General features: G+C 71.7%; 15 protein-coding genes. 8 read left to right on the plus strand and 7 right to left on the minus strand.

Annotated elements, in window-relative coordinates; all coding sequences use genetic code 11:
• The first annotated feature begins 4 nt into the window (after nt 1-4).
• On the plus strand, nt 5-856 hold the full coding sequence (locus ACF1ED_RS12155; protein WP_391759292.1) for a deoxyribonuclease IV: 852 nt from the start codon (nt 5-7) through the stop codon (nt 854-856).
• A gap of 96 nt (nt 857-952) precedes the next feature.
• On the plus strand, nt 953-1,513 hold the full coding sequence (locus ACF1ED_RS12160) for a DUF4396 domain-containing protein (protein ID WP_391759294.1): 561 nt from the start codon (nt 953-955) through the stop codon (nt 1,511-1,513).
• Nucleotides 1,514-1,548: 35 nt separating this feature from the next.
• Here ACF1ED_RS12160 and ACF1ED_RS12165 read toward each other — a convergent pair whose 3' ends face one another.
• Entirely contained in the window at nt 1,549-2,193 is a 645-nt protein-coding gene (locus ACF1ED_RS12165; protein ID WP_043223051.1) for a sulfite oxidase-like oxidoreductase, read from the minus strand.
• A gap of 181 nt (nt 2,194-2,374) precedes the next feature.
• Between ACF1ED_RS12165 and bfr the strand changes: the two genes are divergently transcribed.
• The gene (gene bfr / locus ACF1ED_RS12170; RefSeq protein WP_361394084.1) at nt 2,375-2,851 is read left to right on the plus strand and encodes a bacterioferritin; all 477 of its coding nucleotides are present in this window, start codon (nt 2,375-2,377) and stop codon (nt 2,849-2,851) included.
• Here the strand turns inward: bfr and ACF1ED_RS12175 are convergent.
• Nucleotides 2,848-3,099 carry a bacterioferritin-associated ferredoxin gene (locus ACF1ED_RS12175; RefSeq protein ID WP_391759296.1) on the minus strand — a complete coding sequence of 84 codons (252 nt, stop codon included), beginning with the start codon at nt 3,097-3,099 and terminating at the stop codon, nt 2,848-2,850. The genes bfr and ACF1ED_RS12175 overlap by 4 nt on opposite strands.
• Before the next feature lie 122 nt (nt 3,100-3,221).
• The gene (locus tag ACF1ED_RS12180; protein WP_391759298.1) at nt 3,222-4,574 is read right to left on the minus strand and encodes a class II 3-deoxy-7-phosphoheptulonate synthase; all 1,353 of its coding nucleotides are present in this window, start codon (nt 4,572-4,574) and stop codon (nt 3,222-3,224) included.
• Between the two features lie 215 nt (nt 4,575-4,789).
• On the opposite strand from ACF1ED_RS12180, the gene ACF1ED_RS12185 reads away from it, so the two are divergent.
• The 3 genes from ACF1ED_RS12185 (at nt 4,790) to ACF1ED_RS12195 (ending at nt 9,667) form a co-directional block, all read left to right on the plus strand.
• Nucleotides 4,790-7,540: an N-acetylmuramoyl-L-alanine amidase gene (locus ACF1ED_RS12185; RefSeq protein ID WP_391759300.1), complete on the plus strand. Its 2,751-nt coding sequence runs from the start codon at nt 4,790-4,792 to the stop codon at nt 7,538-7,540.
• Between the two features lie 92 nt (nt 7,541-7,632).
• Nucleotides 7,633-7,689 (plus strand): trp operon leader peptide, encoded by a 57-nt coding sequence (locus ACF1ED_RS12190; RefSeq protein WP_360600813.1) that lies wholly within the window; start codon nt 7,633-7,635, stop codon nt 7,687-7,689.
• A gap of 103 nt (nt 7,690-7,792) precedes the next feature.
• A complete protein-coding gene (locus ACF1ED_RS12195) occupies nt 7,793-9,667 on the plus strand; it encodes an anthranilate synthase family protein (protein ID WP_391759302.1) in 1,875 nt (624 codons plus the stop codon).
• Here ACF1ED_RS12195 and ACF1ED_RS12200 read toward each other — a convergent pair.
• From ACF1ED_RS12200 to ACF1ED_RS12215, 4 genes are all read right to left on the minus strand, one after another.
• A complete protein-coding gene (locus ACF1ED_RS12200; protein ID WP_391759303.1) occupies nt 9,664-10,665 on the minus strand; it encodes a 2-hydroxyacid dehydrogenase in 1,002 nt (333 codons plus the stop codon). The two genes, ACF1ED_RS12195 and ACF1ED_RS12200, sit on opposite strands and share 4 nt — an antisense overlap.
• A 94-nt stretch (nt 10,666-10,759) precedes the next feature.
• On the minus strand, nt 10,760-11,407 hold the full coding sequence (locus tag ACF1ED_RS12205) for a response regulator transcription factor (RefSeq protein ID WP_351841196.1): 648 nt from the start codon (nt 11,405-11,407) through the stop codon (nt 10,760-10,762).
• Nucleotides 11,408-11,451: 44 nt separating this feature from the next.
• On the minus strand, nt 11,452-12,681 hold the full coding sequence (gene macS / locus ACF1ED_RS12210) for a MacS family sensor histidine kinase (protein ID WP_391759305.1): 1,230 nt from the start codon (nt 12,679-12,681) through the stop codon (nt 11,452-11,454).
• Nucleotides 12,682-12,718: 37 nt separating this feature from the next.
• Nucleotides 12,719-13,465 carry a lysophospholipid acyltransferase family protein gene (locus ACF1ED_RS12215; protein ID WP_351840958.1) on the minus strand — a complete coding sequence of 249 codons (747 nt, stop codon included), beginning with the start codon at nt 13,463-13,465 and terminating at the stop codon, nt 12,719-12,721.
• Between the two features lie 174 nt (nt 13,466-13,639).
• Here ACF1ED_RS12215 and ACF1ED_RS12220 point away from each other — a divergent pair, with 174 nt between their 5' ends.
• Together ACF1ED_RS12220 and ACF1ED_RS12225 are read left to right on the plus strand one after the other, a co-directional pair.
• Complete coding sequence (locus tag ACF1ED_RS12220; protein WP_391759307.1) at nt 13,640-14,422, plus strand: alpha/beta hydrolase; 783 nt, start codon at nt 13,640-13,642, stop codon at nt 14,420-14,422.
• Nucleotides 14,415-15,110, plus strand: a complete 696-nt coding sequence (locus ACF1ED_RS12225; protein ID WP_391759309.1) for a hypothetical protein — start codon at nt 14,415-14,417, stop codon at nt 15,108-15,110. The genes ACF1ED_RS12220 and ACF1ED_RS12225 overlap by 8 nt, the downstream gene beginning before the upstream one ends.
• Nucleotides 15,111-15,154: the final 44 nt, after the last annotated feature.

Here is a 15,154-nt window from a genome sequence, read left to right on the forward strand (position 1 = left end):
AGCCATGCGCAACCCCGTCGGCGGCCACGTCCCCGTGGCCGGCGGTCTCGCCACGACCGGTCTGGGCTACGCCCGCGAGCTGGGCGCCGAGACCGTCCAGGTCTTCGTCGCCAACCCGCGCGGCTGGGCCACCCCGACCGGCAACCCCGCCCAGGACGAGCGGTTCCGCCAGGAGTGCGCCGCCGATTCGGTCTCGGCCTGGGTGCACGCCCCCTATCTGATCAACTTCGGCTCCCACACGGAGGCCACCGTCGAGAAGTCGGTGGAGTCGCTGCGCCACTCGCTGCGGCGCGGCCGGGAGATCGGCGCGCGGGGCGTGGTGGTCCACACCGGCTCGGCCACCGGCGGCCGGCCCCGTGAGGAGGCGCTGGCGCAGGTGCGGGAGCACATGCTGCCGCTGCTCGACGAGCTGACCCACGAGGACGACCCGTACCTGCTCCTGGAGTCCACGGCGGGCCAGGGCTCCTCGCTCTGCTCCCGGGCGGAGGACTTCGGTCCGTACTTCGACGCGCTCGACCACCACCCCAGGCTGGGGATCTGCCTCGACACCTGCCACATCTTCGCGGCCGGCCACGACCTGGCGGAGCCGGGCGGGGCGGTACGGACCCTGGACGAGCTGGTCGCCACGGTCGGCGAGGGCCGGCTGCGGCTGATCCACGCCAACGACTCGAAGGACGTCGCCGGCGCGCACAAGGACCGGCACGCCAACATCGGCGTCGGCCACATCGGCCAGGAGGCCTTCCGGGAGCTCCTGCGCCACCCGGCCACCGACGGCGTCCCGCTGGTCATCGAGACCCCGGGCGGCAAGGAGGGCCATGTCGCCGACATCGAGCTGCTCAAGAAGCTCCGGGACTGATCCGCTTCTGATCATTTCCGATTGAGGCATACCCAGAGGGGGTATACGGTTCCCGAGGAGAAGCAGGAACCGCTACCCGAGGCTGGGGGCACCCTCATGGAGCACGAAGCACACGAGACGCACCACCATCACGGCGAACACGCAGGTCACGACCACGACCCCGACGCACACGCGGACCCCGCCGGCCACGAGGGCCACCACGCCGGTCACGGCGGCGGGACGGCGTCCTGGGGCACGGCGGCGAAGGCCACCCTCCACTGCCTCACCGGCTGCGCCATCGGCGAGGTCCTCGGCATGATCATCGGCACCGCGCTCGGCTGGGGCAACGCCCCGACCATGGTCCTCGCGATCGCCCTGGCCTTCTTCTTCGGCTACGCGCTCACGCTGCGCGGCGTCCTCGCCGCCGGCCTGGACCTCCGGTCCGCCGTCAGGGTCGCGCTCGCCGCCGACACGATCTCGATCCTCGTCATGGAGATCGTCGACAACGGCGTGCTGCTGCTGGTCCCCGGCGCCATGGACGCCCACCTGGACGACGCCCTCTTCTGGGGGGCGCTCGCCTTCGCCTTCGCCGTCGCCTTCCTGGTCACCACGCCGGTGAACAAGTGGATGATCGGGCGGGGCAAGGGCCACGCGGTGGTGCACCGGTACCACCACTGACCCGCGATCGAGCCGTACGCGACGGCCCGGGGCCGCTACAGCTCCGGGCCGTCGCCCGGCTCCTCCTGGTACGAGTAGCGCTGCTCGGTCCACGGGTCGCCGAGGTTGTGGTAGCCGCGCTCCTCCCAGAAGCCCCGGCGGTCGGCCGTCATGTACTCCACGCCCCGGACCCACTTCGGGCCCTTCCAGGCGTACAGGTGCGGCACGACGAGCCGCAGCGGGAAGCCGTGCTCGGCGGTGAGCAGCTCGCCGTCCTTGTGGGTGGCGAAGATCGTGCCCTCGGCGGCGAAGTCGGCGAGCCGCATGTTGGCGCTGTAGCCGTACTCGGCCCACACCATCACGTGCGTGACGTGCGGCGCGGGCGGCGCGAGCTCCAGGACGGTGCGGGCGGCGACGCCGCCCCATTCGGCGCCGAGCATGCTGAACTTGGTCACGCAGTGCAGATCGGCCACCACCGTGGAGAACGGCAGGGCCGAGAACTCCTCGTGGTTCCAGCAGCGCTTGTCGCCGTCGGCGGTCGCGCCGAAGACGCGGAACTCCCAGCGCTCCGGCTTGAACTTGGGCACGGGGCCGTAGTGGGTGACCGGCCAGCCGCGCTGGAGCCGCTGCCCCGGCGGAAGCTCGGGCGAAATCTCCGGCATCCCCACGTCCCGGTGTACTCCGCTCTCCGGCTGACCCATGCCTCCCATGGTGACAGACCGCAAGGGGTGGTCATGACCAGCCACCCGCCCGGACGCGGCCATTCGGGCAAGTCCTACTAAGCCTGCACTTACTGGACGCCCCCCATTCGGAGTGCGAGGATGCGGCCATCCTGCCCCGTGACGGGGTGGATACACCCCGTGATGGAAGGAACCTGGAGCGATGCAGGGCGACCCCGAGGTCCTGGAGTTTCTGAACGAGCAGCTGACCGGCGAGCTGACGGCCATCAACCAGTACTGGCTGCACTACCGCATTCAGGACAACAAGGGCTGGACGAAGCTCGCGAAGTACACCCGCGAAGAGTCCATCGACGAGATGAAGCACGCGGACAAGCTGACCGAGCGCATCCTGATGCTCGACGGCCTGCCCAACTACCAGCGGCTCTTCCACGTGCGCGTCGGCCAGACCATCACCGAGATGTTCCAGGCGGACCGCCAGGTCGAGGTGGAGGCGATCGACCGCCTCAAGCGGGGCATCGAGGTCATGCGCGCCAAGGGCGACATCACCTCGGCCAACCTCTTCGAGGAGATCCTCGCGGACGAGGAGCACCACATCGACTACCTGGACACCCAGCTGGAGCTGATCGAGTCGCTGGGCGAGGCGCTCTACGTCTCGACGCTCATCGAGCAGCCGAGCTAGGCGGCCTCGGGCAGCTCGATCTCGGCGTCCTCGGAGGCGAGGGCCGGCATGCCCTGGTCGATGAGCTCGCGGCGCGGGCAGTTCCCCCGCCCGAGAATGGCCTGAATGCGCCGTACGCACGAACCGCAGTCCGTGCCGGCCTTGCAGGCCGAGGCGACCTGGCGGGGCGTGCGGGCGCCGGCCTCCGCGTGCTCCTTGACCTGCTTCTCCGTGACACCGAAGCATGAGCAGACGTACACGCGGATCACCTCCCGCCGAGATCGATTAGGCTAACCTAACCTTACCCGGCGGGCCCGGAGCGTAAAAGCCTTCGATACGACGATGGGGCGCGGATCACAAGGATCCGCGCCCCATCGTCGTAGGTATCTACTTACTGATCGCGGTACATCTCGGCCACGAGGAACGCGAGGTCGAGCGACTGGCTCCGGTTGAGGCGCGGGTCGCAGGCCGTCTCGTAGCGCTGGTGCAGGTCGTCGACGAAGATCTCGTCGCCGCCGCCCACGCACTCGGTGACGTCGTCGCCGGTGAGCTCGACGTGGATGCCGCCCGGGTGGGTGCCGAGCTCCTTGTGGACCTCGAAGAAGCCCTTGACCTCGTCGAGCACGTCGTCGAAGCGGCGGGTCTTGTGGCCCGAGGCCGCCTCGAAGGTGTTGCCGTGCATCGGGTCGGTCACCCAGGCGACGGTGGCGCCCGAGGCGGTGACCTTCTCGACCAGCTCCGGGAGCTTGTCCCGGACCTTGTCGGCGCCCATGCGGACGATGAAGGTCAGCCGGCCCGGCTCGCGGTCCGGGTCGAGGCGCTCGATGTACGTCAGCGCCTCCTCCGGGGTGGTGGTCGGGCCCAGCTTGATGCCGATCGGGTTCGCGATCCGCGAGGCGAACTCGATGTGGGCGTGGTCCAGCTGGCGGGTGCGCTCGCCGATCCAGACCATGTGGCCGGAGGTGTCGTACAGCTTGCCGGTGCGCGAGTCCGTACGGGTCAGGGCGCCCTCGTAGTCGAGCAGCAGCGCCTCGTGCGAGGCGTAGAACTCCACCGCCTTGAACTCGGCCGGGTCGGTGCCGCAGGCCTTCATGAAGTTCAGCGCGTTGTCGATCTCGCGCGCCAGCTGCTCGTAGCGCTGACCCGACGGGGACGACTTCACGAAGTCCTGGTTCCAGGCGTGCACCTGGCGCAGGTCGGCGTAACCGCCGGTGGTGAAGGCGCGGACCAGGTTGAGCGTGGAGGCGGAGGCGTTGTACATCCGCTTCAGGCGCTCGGGGTCCGGGACGCGGGCCTTCTCGTTGAAGTCGAAGCCGTTGACGGAGTCGCCCCGGTAGGTGGGGAGCGTCACGCCGTCACGGGTCTCGGTGCCCTTGGAACGGGGCTTGGAGTACTGCCCGGCGATGCGGCCCACCTTGACGACGGGCACCGAGGCCGCGTACGTCAGGACGGCGCTCATCTGGAGCAGGGTCTTCAGCTTGGCCCGGATGTGGTCGGCCGACACCGCGTCGAAGGCCTCCGCGCAGTCGCCGCCCTGGAGCAGGAACGCCTCGCCACGGGCGACGGCTCCCATCCGGGCGCGCAGCTGGTCGCACTCGCCGGCGAAGACGAGCGGAGGATACGACTCGAGGTCCGCGATCACATCGCGCAGAGCCTCGGCATCGGGGTACTCGGGCTGCTGCGCCGCGGGCAGGTCTCGCCAGGTCGCCTTGGCGACGGCGTGGGATTCGGCGTTCACGGTCACGCGGACAACACTACGGGGTTCTTCGTCCTGTCCTGCCCCGTGCCCAGTCACTGAGACGCGCATCCGTTATGTCCGGGCGCGATCTTCATGCCATCGAGTGATGTTACCCTCGGGCCCGTTTCGCAAACGAGCAAACCCGCTCGCCAAATACATAGCTGACAACAGGGGTGGGTGTGACCCAGAGTCACCGCAGGGATCGCAAAAAGAAACGACTCTTGTACGGAGCGGCGGCCGCCGTCGTCGCCACCGCCACCATCGGGACCCTCGCGGTCGCCTCGCCGAACCTCCTCGGCACGGCCGGCGACGCGAAGCCCGGTGCCGACGCCTCGCTCCAGGAACAGTTCGCCGCGGCGGCGAAGGAGTTCGACGTCCCGCAGAGCGTGCTGATGGCGGTGTCGTACCAGCAGTCGTGGTGGGAGACGCACGACGGGCAGCCGAGCACCACGGGTGCCTACAACGTGATGGGTCTGACGAAGGTCGACCCCGAGGACATCGAACCGCAGGACGACAAGGAGCGGCTCGCGCACCTCAACGCGAGCGACAGCCCCGAGGTCGAGAAGAAGTTCAACGCCGCGAAGGCCCTGCGCGAGTCGCCGAAGGAGACCGTCGACACGGACGATCCCCGGCTGCACACGCTGGACAAGGCGGCCGGGCTGATCGGCAGCTCCACCGACGCCGTCGAGAACGACACCGCCGCGTCGATCCGCGCCGGCGCCGCCCTGCTGGTCGACTACCAGAAGCAGGCCGGCGGCAAGCTGTCCGACGAGGCCGGCGACTGGTACGCCGCCGTCGCCCGCTTCAGCCAGTCCCCGGACAGGAAGGGCGCCGACCTCTTCGCCCAGCGCGTCTTCTCGTCGATCAAGAAGGGCGAGCGGGCCCTCACCACGGACGGCCAGCAGGTCTCCCTGCCCGCCGACCCGTCGGTCGTACCGGTCAAGCCGGCCAGCCAGCCGCTGGCCGCGAGCTTCGCGGACACCGCCGCCGACCCCACGCCGGAGTGCCCCACGACCCTGGCCTGCGAGTTCGTCCCCGCCGTGGACCCGACCAACGGCACCAAGAACTACAGCGTCGCCAACCGCGGCAAGGACCCCGCCGGCTTCCAGATCCGGCAGATCGTGATCCACGACACCGAGGGCGAGTACGACGGCTCGCTGGCCACCTTCCGCAACTCCAGCAAGGGCGTCAGCACCCACTACCTGATCCGCTCCTCGGACGGCCACGTCGCCCAGATGGTCGAGAACAAGGACGTCGCCTGGCACGCCGGGAACTGGACCCTCAACATGCACTCCATCGGAGTGGAGCACGAGGGCTTCGCGATCAAGGGCAACTGGTACACGCCCTCGCAGTACCAGTCCTCCGCCGCCCTGGTGAAGTACCTGGCGGCCCAGTACGACATCCCGCTGGACCGCGAGCACATCATCGGTCACGACGAGATCCCCGGCACGCTCGACGCCAAGGTGTCCGGCATGCACTGGGACGCCGGTCCGTTCTGGGACTGGAACCGCTACATGGCCCTGATGGGCGCGCCCACCGGCGACCAGCGCGCGGGCGGCCTGCTCCAGGCCGGCCAGGTGGTCCGGGTCGTGCCGCCCTTCACCACGGCCAACCAGCCGAAGCTCACGTACGGCGGCGACGCCGTCGCCGCGCAGCCGACGAACTTCGGCTACCTGTACGCCTCGGCGTCGACGGCCACCCCGCTCGCCGACCCGTACCTGCCCTCCGGCTGGGGGTCCACCGAGGCCGCCAACTGGGGCAGCAAGGTCAGGGCCGGCGCCTCCTACGTGGTCGCGGAGTCCACGACCAGTTGGACGGCGATCTGGCACAACGGCCGCAAGGCCTGGTTCTACAACCCGGGCGGCCAGTACACCTCCGTCGTCTCCTCCCCGACGGCCAAGGTCGTGAAGGCCAAGGCGGGCGTCGCGCCCCGGATCTACGGGCGCTCCTTCCCCGAGGCCGAGGCCTACGCCGGCACCGGGCAGACCGCGCCGGCGGACAACCCGAACTACCTGTCGAAGTACTCCTTCGCGGCCGGTGCCGCCTACGTGAAGGCGGGCGACGCGGTCAAGGGCGACGACTACTTCGGTTCCGCCCAGACGCGGGTGGTCGGCAACGACACGTACGTGCCGATCCGCTACAACCACCGCATCGCCTGGGTGAAGCAGGACGACGTCGTGGAGGAGTCCCCGGCCCCCGCCGTCTCCGCCACCGACCGCCACAACATCATCGCCCGTGACGCCTCCGGCGTCCTCTGGCAGTACCAGGGCTCCGGCAGCGCGACCGCCCCGTTCCTGCCCAAGTACCGGGTCGGCAGCGGCTGGCAGGTGTACAACGCGATCACGCCGATGACGACGCTGCGGGCCGACGGCACCGGGGACGCGGTCGCCCGGGACAAGGACGGCGTGCTCTGGTACTACCAGGGCAGCGGCAACCCGAACGCGCTGTTCAAGGCCCGGCTCCGCACCGGCGGCGGCTGGCAGGTCTACAACAAGATCCTCGGCATCGGCGACATGAACGCCGACGGCAAGGCCGACCTGATCGGCCGCGACGCGGCCGGCGTGCTGTGGTTCTACAAGGGCACCGGCGACCCGCTGAGGCCCTTCGCGCCCAAGTCCCAGGTCGGCGGCGGCTGGCAGACGTACGACGAGATCGTCAGCACCGGCGACGTGACCGGCGACGGCAAGCCCGACCTGCTGGGCCGGGACAAGACCGGCGTGCTGTGGTTCTACAAGGGCACCGGCGACCCGCTGAAGCCCTTCGCCCAGCGCGTCCAGGTCGGCGGCGGCTGGCAGGCGTACAACCTGATGGTCGGCCCCGGCGACCTGAACAAGGACGGCAAGCCGGACCTGATCGCCCGCGACGCCTCCGGCGTGCTCTGGTTCTACAGGAACACCGGCGGCTACCCGAACCCCTACGCCCCCAAGGCGCAGGTCGGCGGTGGCTGGCAGGGCTTCAACCTGATCGTCTGATCCGGTCGCTCCCGACGGACGGGGCCCGTTCCGCGCCTTCCACGGTGTGGGACGGGCCCCGTTCCCGTGCCCGGCTGGGTTACAGTGCTCGCATGTACGCGCCTTCGAACCAGAACTGGTGGTGGACCGTCCCTCCGGCGGCCCACTGACTGCGCGTACCCGAAGACCACGCGAAGGCCGCCCGAGGGGCGGCCTTTCTCGTACCCGCGAGGCCGTTCCTCTCCGCACTCCGACCGGAAGGAACCCACTGCCATGGACTTCGACCTCTCCCGTCTCCTCGACGGCTCCGCCCCGCCCTTCGCCCTGCTGCGCCGCCGCACTCCCGGCCGCGACCACGACACCGTCGAGGTGCTGACCGGCGCCGTCCACGAGGTGGAGCGGCTCGCCGAACTGCCGGTGGGCGAGCGGCCGGCGCTCGCGCTGGTGCCGTTCCGGCAGATCCGGGAGCGCGGGTTCGACGTGCGGGACGACGGGACGCCGCTGTCGGTGCTCGTCGCCGAGGAGACGTACGAACTGCCGCTCGGCGAGGTGCTGGAGGCGCTGCCCGCGCACCCCGTCACCGTGACCGGCGGGCGGTTCGACGTCTCCGACGAGGAGTACGCGGCCACCGTGCGGCGGGTGATCGAGGAGGAGATCGGCGGCGGCGAGGGCGCGAACTTCGTCATCCGCCGGACCTACACCGGCGAGATCCCGGGCTTCGGCCGGGCCGACGCGCTGGCCCTCTTCCGACGACTGCTCCAGGGCGAGCGGGGGGCGTACTGGACCTTCGTCGTGCACACCGGGGAGCGGACGCTCGTGGGGGCCAGCCCCGAGGCGCACGTGCGGATGTCGGGCGGGACCGTGGTCATGAACCCGATCAGCGGAACGTACCGCTACCCGGACGGGGCGGCTCCGACCGCCGAGGGGCTGCTCGGCTTCCTCGCCGACCGCAAGGAGACCGAGGAGCTCTCCATGGTGGTGGACGAGGAGCTGAAGATGATGTGCACGGTCGGGGACATGGGCGGGGTGGTGATCGGCCCCCGGCTGAAGGAGATGGCCCATCTCGCGCACACCGAGTACGAGTTGCGCGGCCGTTCCACGCTGGACGTGCGGGAGGTGCTGCGGGAGACGATGTTCGCGGCGACCGTGACGGGCTCCCCGGTGCAGAACGCCTGCCGGGTGATCGAGCGCCACGAGACGGGCGGGCGCGGCTACTACGCGGGCGCGCTGGCGCTGCTCGGCACGGACGCCAACGGGGCGCAGACGCTGGACTCCCCCATCCTGATCCGCACCGCCGACGTCGCGGCCGACGGGCGGCTGCGGGTCCCGGTGGGCGCGACGCTGGTGCGGCACTCGGACCCGGCGGGCGAGGTCGCGGAGACCCACGCGAAGGCGGCGGGGGTGCTGGCGGCGCTCGGGGTGCGGGAGGGACGCCCCGAGGAGGACTCCGCCACCCGGCCCCGGCTGGCGGACGATCCGCGGGTGCGGGCCGCGCTGGACGCCCGGCGGGCGGACCTGGCGCCGTTCTGGCTGCGGATGCAGACCCGGTCGGCGGAGCTGACGGGCCACGCGCTGGTGATCGACGCGGAGGACACCTTCACGGCGATGCTGGCCCACCTGCTGCGCTCCTCGGGCCTGGAGGTGTCGGTGCTGCGCTACGACGAGCCGGGGCTGCGGGAGCTGGCGCTCGCCCACGAGGGCCCGGTGGTGCTGGGCCCCGGACCCGGCGACCCGATGGACGCGGCCGACCCCAAGATGCGGTTCCTGCGCGGGCTCACCGCCGAGCTGCTGCGCGGCCACCGGCACGGCCTGCTGGGGGTGTGCCTCGGGCACGAGCTGATCGCGGCCGAACTGGGCCTGGACCTCGTGCGCAAGCGCGTCCCCTTCCAGGGCGCGCAGGTCCGGATCGACCTGTTCGGGCAGGAGCGGACGGTCGGCTTCTACAACAGCTTCACGGCGCGCTGCGACGAGCGGGAGGCGACGGAGCTGGCGCTGCACCGGATCGAGGTGAGCCGGGACGCGGACTCGGGCGAGGTGCACGCGCTGCGCGGCCCGGGCTTCGCCGGGGTGCAGTTCCACCCGGAGTCGGTGCTGACCCTGGAGGGCGCGTCGGTGACGGCCGGGCTGCTGGCCGGGGTGCTGGTCTAGGGGGCGGCCCGCGGGACCAGGACGTTCTCGCCGCGCTCGCCGCGGGTGTAGTCGAGGACGTTCCGGACCGTGGTGTCGATGATCTGGCCGACCGCGTCGGCGGTGTAGTACGCCTGGTGGCTGGTCACGACGACGTTCGGGAAGGTCACCAGGCGGGCCAGGGTGTCGTCCTCGACGCCGGCGAGGGACTTGTCGAGGAAGAAGAGGCCGGCCTCCGCCTCGTAGACGTCGAGGCCGACGCCGGCGAACCGGCCGGCACGCAGCTCGGTGACGAGGGCCTCGGTGTCGACGAGACCGCCGCGGCTGGAGTTGACCAGGATCGCGTCGTCCTTCATGGCCTTGAGGGCGGCGGCGTCGATGAGGTGGTGGGTGGTGGGCAGCAGCGGCACGTGGAGGCTGACGAGGTCGGCCTCGGCGAGGAGGCGGTCCTTGTCGGCGTACTCCATGCCCAGTTCGACGCAGGCCGGGTTCTCGGCGACGTCCCAGCCGAGGAGCCGCATGCCGAAGCCGTGGGCGATCCGGGCGAAGGCCTCGCCGATCTTGCCGGTGCCGAGGACGCCGGCGGTGCGGCCCCGCAGGTCGCGGCCCATCAGTCCGTCGAGGCGGAAGTCGAAGTCGCGGGTGCGGTTGGAGGCGCGGACGATCCGCCGGTTGACGGCCATGGCGAGGGTCCAGGCGAACTCGGCGACCGAGTATGGCGAGTAGTACGAGACGCGGGCGACGGTGAGGCCGAGGCGCTCGGCGACCTCCAGGTCGATGTTGTTGAAGCCGGTGGAGCGCTGGGCGATCATCTGGGTACCGCCGGCCGCGAGGGTCTGCAGGACCCGGTGGTCGAGGACGGCGTTGACGCTGGTGGAGATGACCTCGTAGCCGGCCGCGATGGGGGCGGTGTCCTCGGTGAGGAAGACGTCGAGGCAGCGGACGTCGTGGTGGCCCGCGAACGCCTTCTCGATCATCGGCTTCTCGTCCGCCTGCACGCCGAATGCCAGGATCTCCACGCCAGTCCTCTCGCCGAAGAGCCGCGGGGCCACAGGGCCGCACATGCGCCTGAATATACGGCTCTGTCCCCCGGGCCGCCCGGCGTCCGGCCGGTCAGCCCTCGTCGAGGCCGCGCTCGATCGCGTACCGGACCAGCTCGACGCGGTTGTGCAGCTGGAGCTTGCCCAGGGTGTTCTGGACGTGGTTCTGCACGGTGCGGTGCGAGATGACCAGCCGCTCGGCGATCTGCTTGTAGCTGAGGCCCTTGGCGACGAGCCGCAGGACCTCGGTCTCGCGGTCGGTGAGGCGGGGCGCCTCGGGCTCGCCCGCGCCGGCGGCGGGGGCGGGCTCGGAGGCGAGGCGGCGGTACTCGCCGAGGACCAGACCGGCCAGGCCCGGGGTGAAGACGGGGTCGCCCGCGGCGGTGCGGCGGACCGCGTCGGTCAGCTCCTCGGTGCTGGCCGACTTCAGCAGGTAGCCGGTGGCGCCGGACTTCACGGCCTCCAGGACGTCGGCGTGCTCGCCGCTCGCCGAGAGGACCAGGACCCGCAGTCCGGGCAGCGTCCCGACCAGCTCCTTGCAGACCTGGACGCCCGGCTTGGCCGGCAGGTTCAGGTCCAGGACGAGGACGTCGGGGGCGGCGGCCGGGGCCCGGCGGACGGCCTGCTCGCCGTCGCCCGCGGTGGCGACGACGGAGAAGCCCGCCTCGGCCAGGTCGCGGGCGACGGCGTCCCGCCACATGGGGTGGTCGTCGACGACCATCACCTTGATGGGCCGCCCCTGCTCCGCCCCGTCGTGTGCCTCGTTCACTTCTCTCCTGCCTTCCCCCGTGCGTCCCGCGCCGGTCGCGGGACCTTCAGTTCCACTTCGGTGCCCTGGCCGGGGACCGAGATCAGCTCGGCCGTGCCGCCCAGGTCGCGCAGCCGCCCCCGGATGGAGAGCGCGACGCCCATCCGGCCCTCGCCCTCCGCCTCGGCGAGCCGGCCCTCCGGGATGCCGGGCCCGTCGTCCCGGACGGTGACGATGACCTCGTCGTCCCAGTCCTCGACCAGGATCCACGCGCGCGCGTCCGCGCCCGCGTGCACCCGCACGTTGTCCAGGGCGGCGCCGACGGCGGCGGCCAGCTCGCGGGCGGCGGCCGCGGGCAGCGGCACGGGCACCCCGGGGTCGGAGAGGGTGACCCGGGCGCCGGCCCGCGGGGCGAGCAGGGCGCGCAGGTCGACGGGGGTGTCGTCGGCGGGCTCGTCGTCGACCTCCACGACCCGGACGACCGCGCCCTCGGACTCGTCCTCGGAGACGTGGCTGGTGCGGGTGAGACCGCCGGCCACCAGGGTCCGCAGCGCGACCTCCTGCTCACCGGCCATCCGGCCCAGCTCGGCGGCCTCCCCGCCGATGGCGGTGCCGCGCCGCTGCACCATGGCGAGGACCTGGAGGACGCTGTCGTGGATGTCGCGGGCGAGCCGCTCGCGCTCCCGGGTGGCGGCCTCGATCTCCAGGGCGCGGGCGAGGGTGCGCTCGGAGGCGCGGGCGACCTCGACGACGTATCCGATGGCGATGGAGGCCACCCAGACCAGGATCACGTTGTGGACGGTGTCCCGGCTGGGGTGGCCCCGCTCGATGATGTTGGCGACGGCGACGAGGGAGGAGGCGAAGCCGGCCCAGCGCCAGCCGCCCTTGATGGCGTAGGCGAGGACCGAGCCGGCGGTCCATATCGTCGGCAGCGTGGGGCCGTCCACGGACTGGGCGTGGGCGTCGGCGAGCGGGGTGAGGAGGATGCCGGTGAGGGCGAGGGCGAGGTCGGCGGCGAGGAAGCGCTTGGTGCAGCTCGCCGCGTTCGCCACCTTGGGCAGGGTGGCGAGGGTCCAGACGCAGAGCACCGCCAGGTAGGCGACGGCGATCCAGGGCCGCTCGTAGCGGTCCCGGCCGGTGGCGAAGATCAGCACCGCGTAGACCGTCGTCAGGACGCGGTAACCCGTCAGCGCGCGCCACAGCGGCTGTTCCACCGACATGCGCACGACGCGCTCGCGCTTGGCCATCTCCCCCACCCCCACCGGCGCCCCGTCGACGGGAGCGTCAGGCGCCGGACTCTTCCCGTGCGGCGATCTCCGCCTTCACGGCCTCCTTGGCGGCCTTCTCGGCCTCGGCGAGCTGCCGCTTGGCGGCCGTCGCGTAGATGTCCACGTACTCCTGGCCGGACAGCTTCATGATCTCGTACATGACCTCGTCGGTCACCGACCGGAGGATGAAGCGGTCGCCGTCCATGCCCTGGTAGCGGGAGAAGTCCAGCGGCTTGCCGATCCTGATCCCGGGGCGCATCAGCTTCGGGACGACCTTGCCGGGCGGCTGGATCTTCTCGGTGTCGATCATGGCGACGGGGATCACCGGGGCACCGGTGGCCAGCGCGACCCGGGCGAGCCCGCCGGGCTTGCCCCGGTAGAGCCGGCCGTCGGGCGAGCGGGTGCCCTCGGGGTAGATGCCGAAGAGGCCGCCGCCCTCGATGACCTCGATGCCGGCCTTGATGGCCGCCTCGCCGGCGCCGCGGGCGCCCGAGCGGTCCACCGGGAGCTGCCCGACGCCCTTGAAGAAGGCGGCGGTCAGCCGGCCCTTCACGCCGGGCGTGGTGAAGTACTCCGCCTTGGCGATGAAGGTGACCTTGCGGTCGAGGACCGCGGGCAGGAAGAAGGAGTCCGAGAAGGACAGGTGGTTGCTGGCCAGGATCGCGGGCCCTTCGGCGGGCACGTTCTCCAGGCCCTCCACCCAGGGCCGGAAGGCGAGCTTCAGGGACCCGCCGATGGAGAACTTCATTGCGCCGTAGATCAACTCGCCATGCCTTCCGTGTGCCGTCGCCACGACTTTATCCCGTGGTGACGTGCCGTCCCCGCTGCGGCCCTGGTCGGTGTCGGTCCGGTCGCGTACCGTGAAGGTCCTTCCCCCATCGCCGTACGGCTCCCCCGCCCCGACGCGCCGGAGCCGCAGACCGAACAGGAGACCCCGGTGCCGGTCCTTCCCGGAGCCGAGCCCTACCGCCATGAGGGCGGAGAGGTCGGCGTCCTTCTCTGTCACGGATTCACCGGTTCCCCGCAGTCGATGCGCCCGTGGGGCGAGTACCTCGCGGACCGCGGCCTGACCGTGTCGGTGCCGCTGCTGCCCGGGCACGGCACGCGCTGGCAGGACATGCAGCTCACCACCTGGCACGACTGGTACGCGGAGGTGGACCGGGCGCTGCGCGAGCTGACCGCCCGCTGCTCCTCGGTCTTCGTCTTCGGCCTCTCCATGGGCGGGGCGCTGACCCTCCGGCTCGCCGCGAAGCACGGCGACGCGGTCCGCGGCATCGTGCTCGTCAACCCGGGCAACAAGGTCCACGGCCTCGCCGCGCACGCCCTGCCCGTCGTGCGGCACCTCGTCCCGACGACGAAGGGCGTCGCCAACGACATCGCGAAGGAGGGCGTGACCGAGGTCGGGTACGACCGCGTCCCGCTGCACGCGGCGTACTCGCTGCGGCAGTTCTTCCGGCTGGTGGACGGCGAGCTGCCGCAGGTCACCCAGCCCCTCCTGCTGCTGCGCAGCCCTGACGACCACGTGGTGCCGCCGGCCGACTCGGCGCGGGTGCTCGGCCGGGTCTCCTCCACCGACGTCCGGGAGGTGCTGCTGGAACAGAGCTACCACGTCGCGACGTTGGACCATGACGCGGAGAGGATCTTCGAGGAGAGTCTGGCGTTCGTCGAGCGTCTCGCCCCGGGAGTCGTGGGCGGGAAGGGGAGCAGGAGCGGTGGCTGACCAGCAGGACGGCGGCGAGCGGGAGCCGCAGCCCATCGACGAGGAGGCGGCGTGGGCCGCGATCGTCGCGGGGTACGGCGAGGAGCCCGCGGATCCGCCGGGGGCACGGCCGTTCCGGCCGATCGAGAACCTGCGGCTGCCCGAGCCGGAGGAGCTGGAGGCGCGGGAGGCCCGGGCCGCCTCGGGGGGTGACGTGCCGAAGCCGGACAAGACGAAGCGGGAGGCGTCCGCGCCGCCCGCGGCGGAGCCGGAGCCTGAGCCGGAGCCGGAGGAGGCCCCCGGGGCGGACGACGACGCCGGCGACGGCGGCACCGGCGGAGGGAAGCCGGCCCTCGGCGGCTCGATCACCTTCGCGCCCGGGGTGCGCCCGGGCAGCGGCCCGCGCGACTACAGCGTGGCCGAGCCCGAGGAGGGCCCCGGCGGCTCGGACGAGGGGCACTTCGTGCCGCCGGAGCCGCCGCCGCTCCCGGAGGCGGACACCACCACCAAGTTCGCCTGGCTCGGGGTGGTCGGCGGCCCGGTCCTGATGCTGCTCGCGGTCCTCCTCCGGTGGGACATGACCTGGTGGCTGACCACCCTGTGCATCGGCGGCTTCCTGGGCGGCTTCGTGACCCTGGTGGCCCGGATGAAGGGCGACGACGAGGACGGCGACGGCTACGACGACCCGGGCCGCGGCGCGGTGGTGTGACCCGCCCCGGGCGGATGCCCGGAACCTGACCGCCGCCGGCACCG

Source organism: Streptomyces sp. NPDC014656, from assembly GCF_043084305.1.
Taxonomy (GTDB): Bacteria; Actinomycetota; Actinomycetes; order Streptomycetales; family Streptomycetaceae; genus Streptomyces.

Coding starts and splice junctions, on each gene's coding strand:
- ACF1ED_RS12155 (WP_391759292.1), top strand. CDS start 5: ATGCGCAACCCCGTCGGCGGCCACGTCCCCGTGGCCGGCGGTCTCGCC.
- ACF1ED_RS12160 (WP_391759294.1), top strand. CDS start 953: ATGGAGCACGAAGCACACGAGACGCACCACCATCACGGCGAACACGCA.
- ACF1ED_RS12165 (WP_043223051.1), bottom strand. CDS start 2,193: ATGGGTCAGCCGGAGAGCGGAGTACACCGGGACGTGGGGATGCCGGAG.
- bfr (WP_361394084.1), top strand. CDS start 2,375: ATGCAGGGCGACCCCGAGGTCCTGGAGTTTCTGAACGAGCAGCTGACC.
- ACF1ED_RS12195 (WP_391759302.1), top strand. CDS start 7,793: ATGGACTTCGACCTCTCCCGTCTCCTCGACGGCTCCGCCCCGCCCTTC.
- ACF1ED_RS12205 (WP_351841196.1), bottom strand. CDS start 11,407: ATGGTCGTCGACGACCACCCCATGTGGCGGGACGCCGTCGCCCGCGAC.
- macS (WP_391759305.1), bottom strand. CDS start 12,681: ATGGCCAAGCGCGAGCGCGTCGTGCGCATGTCGGTGGAACAGCCGCTG.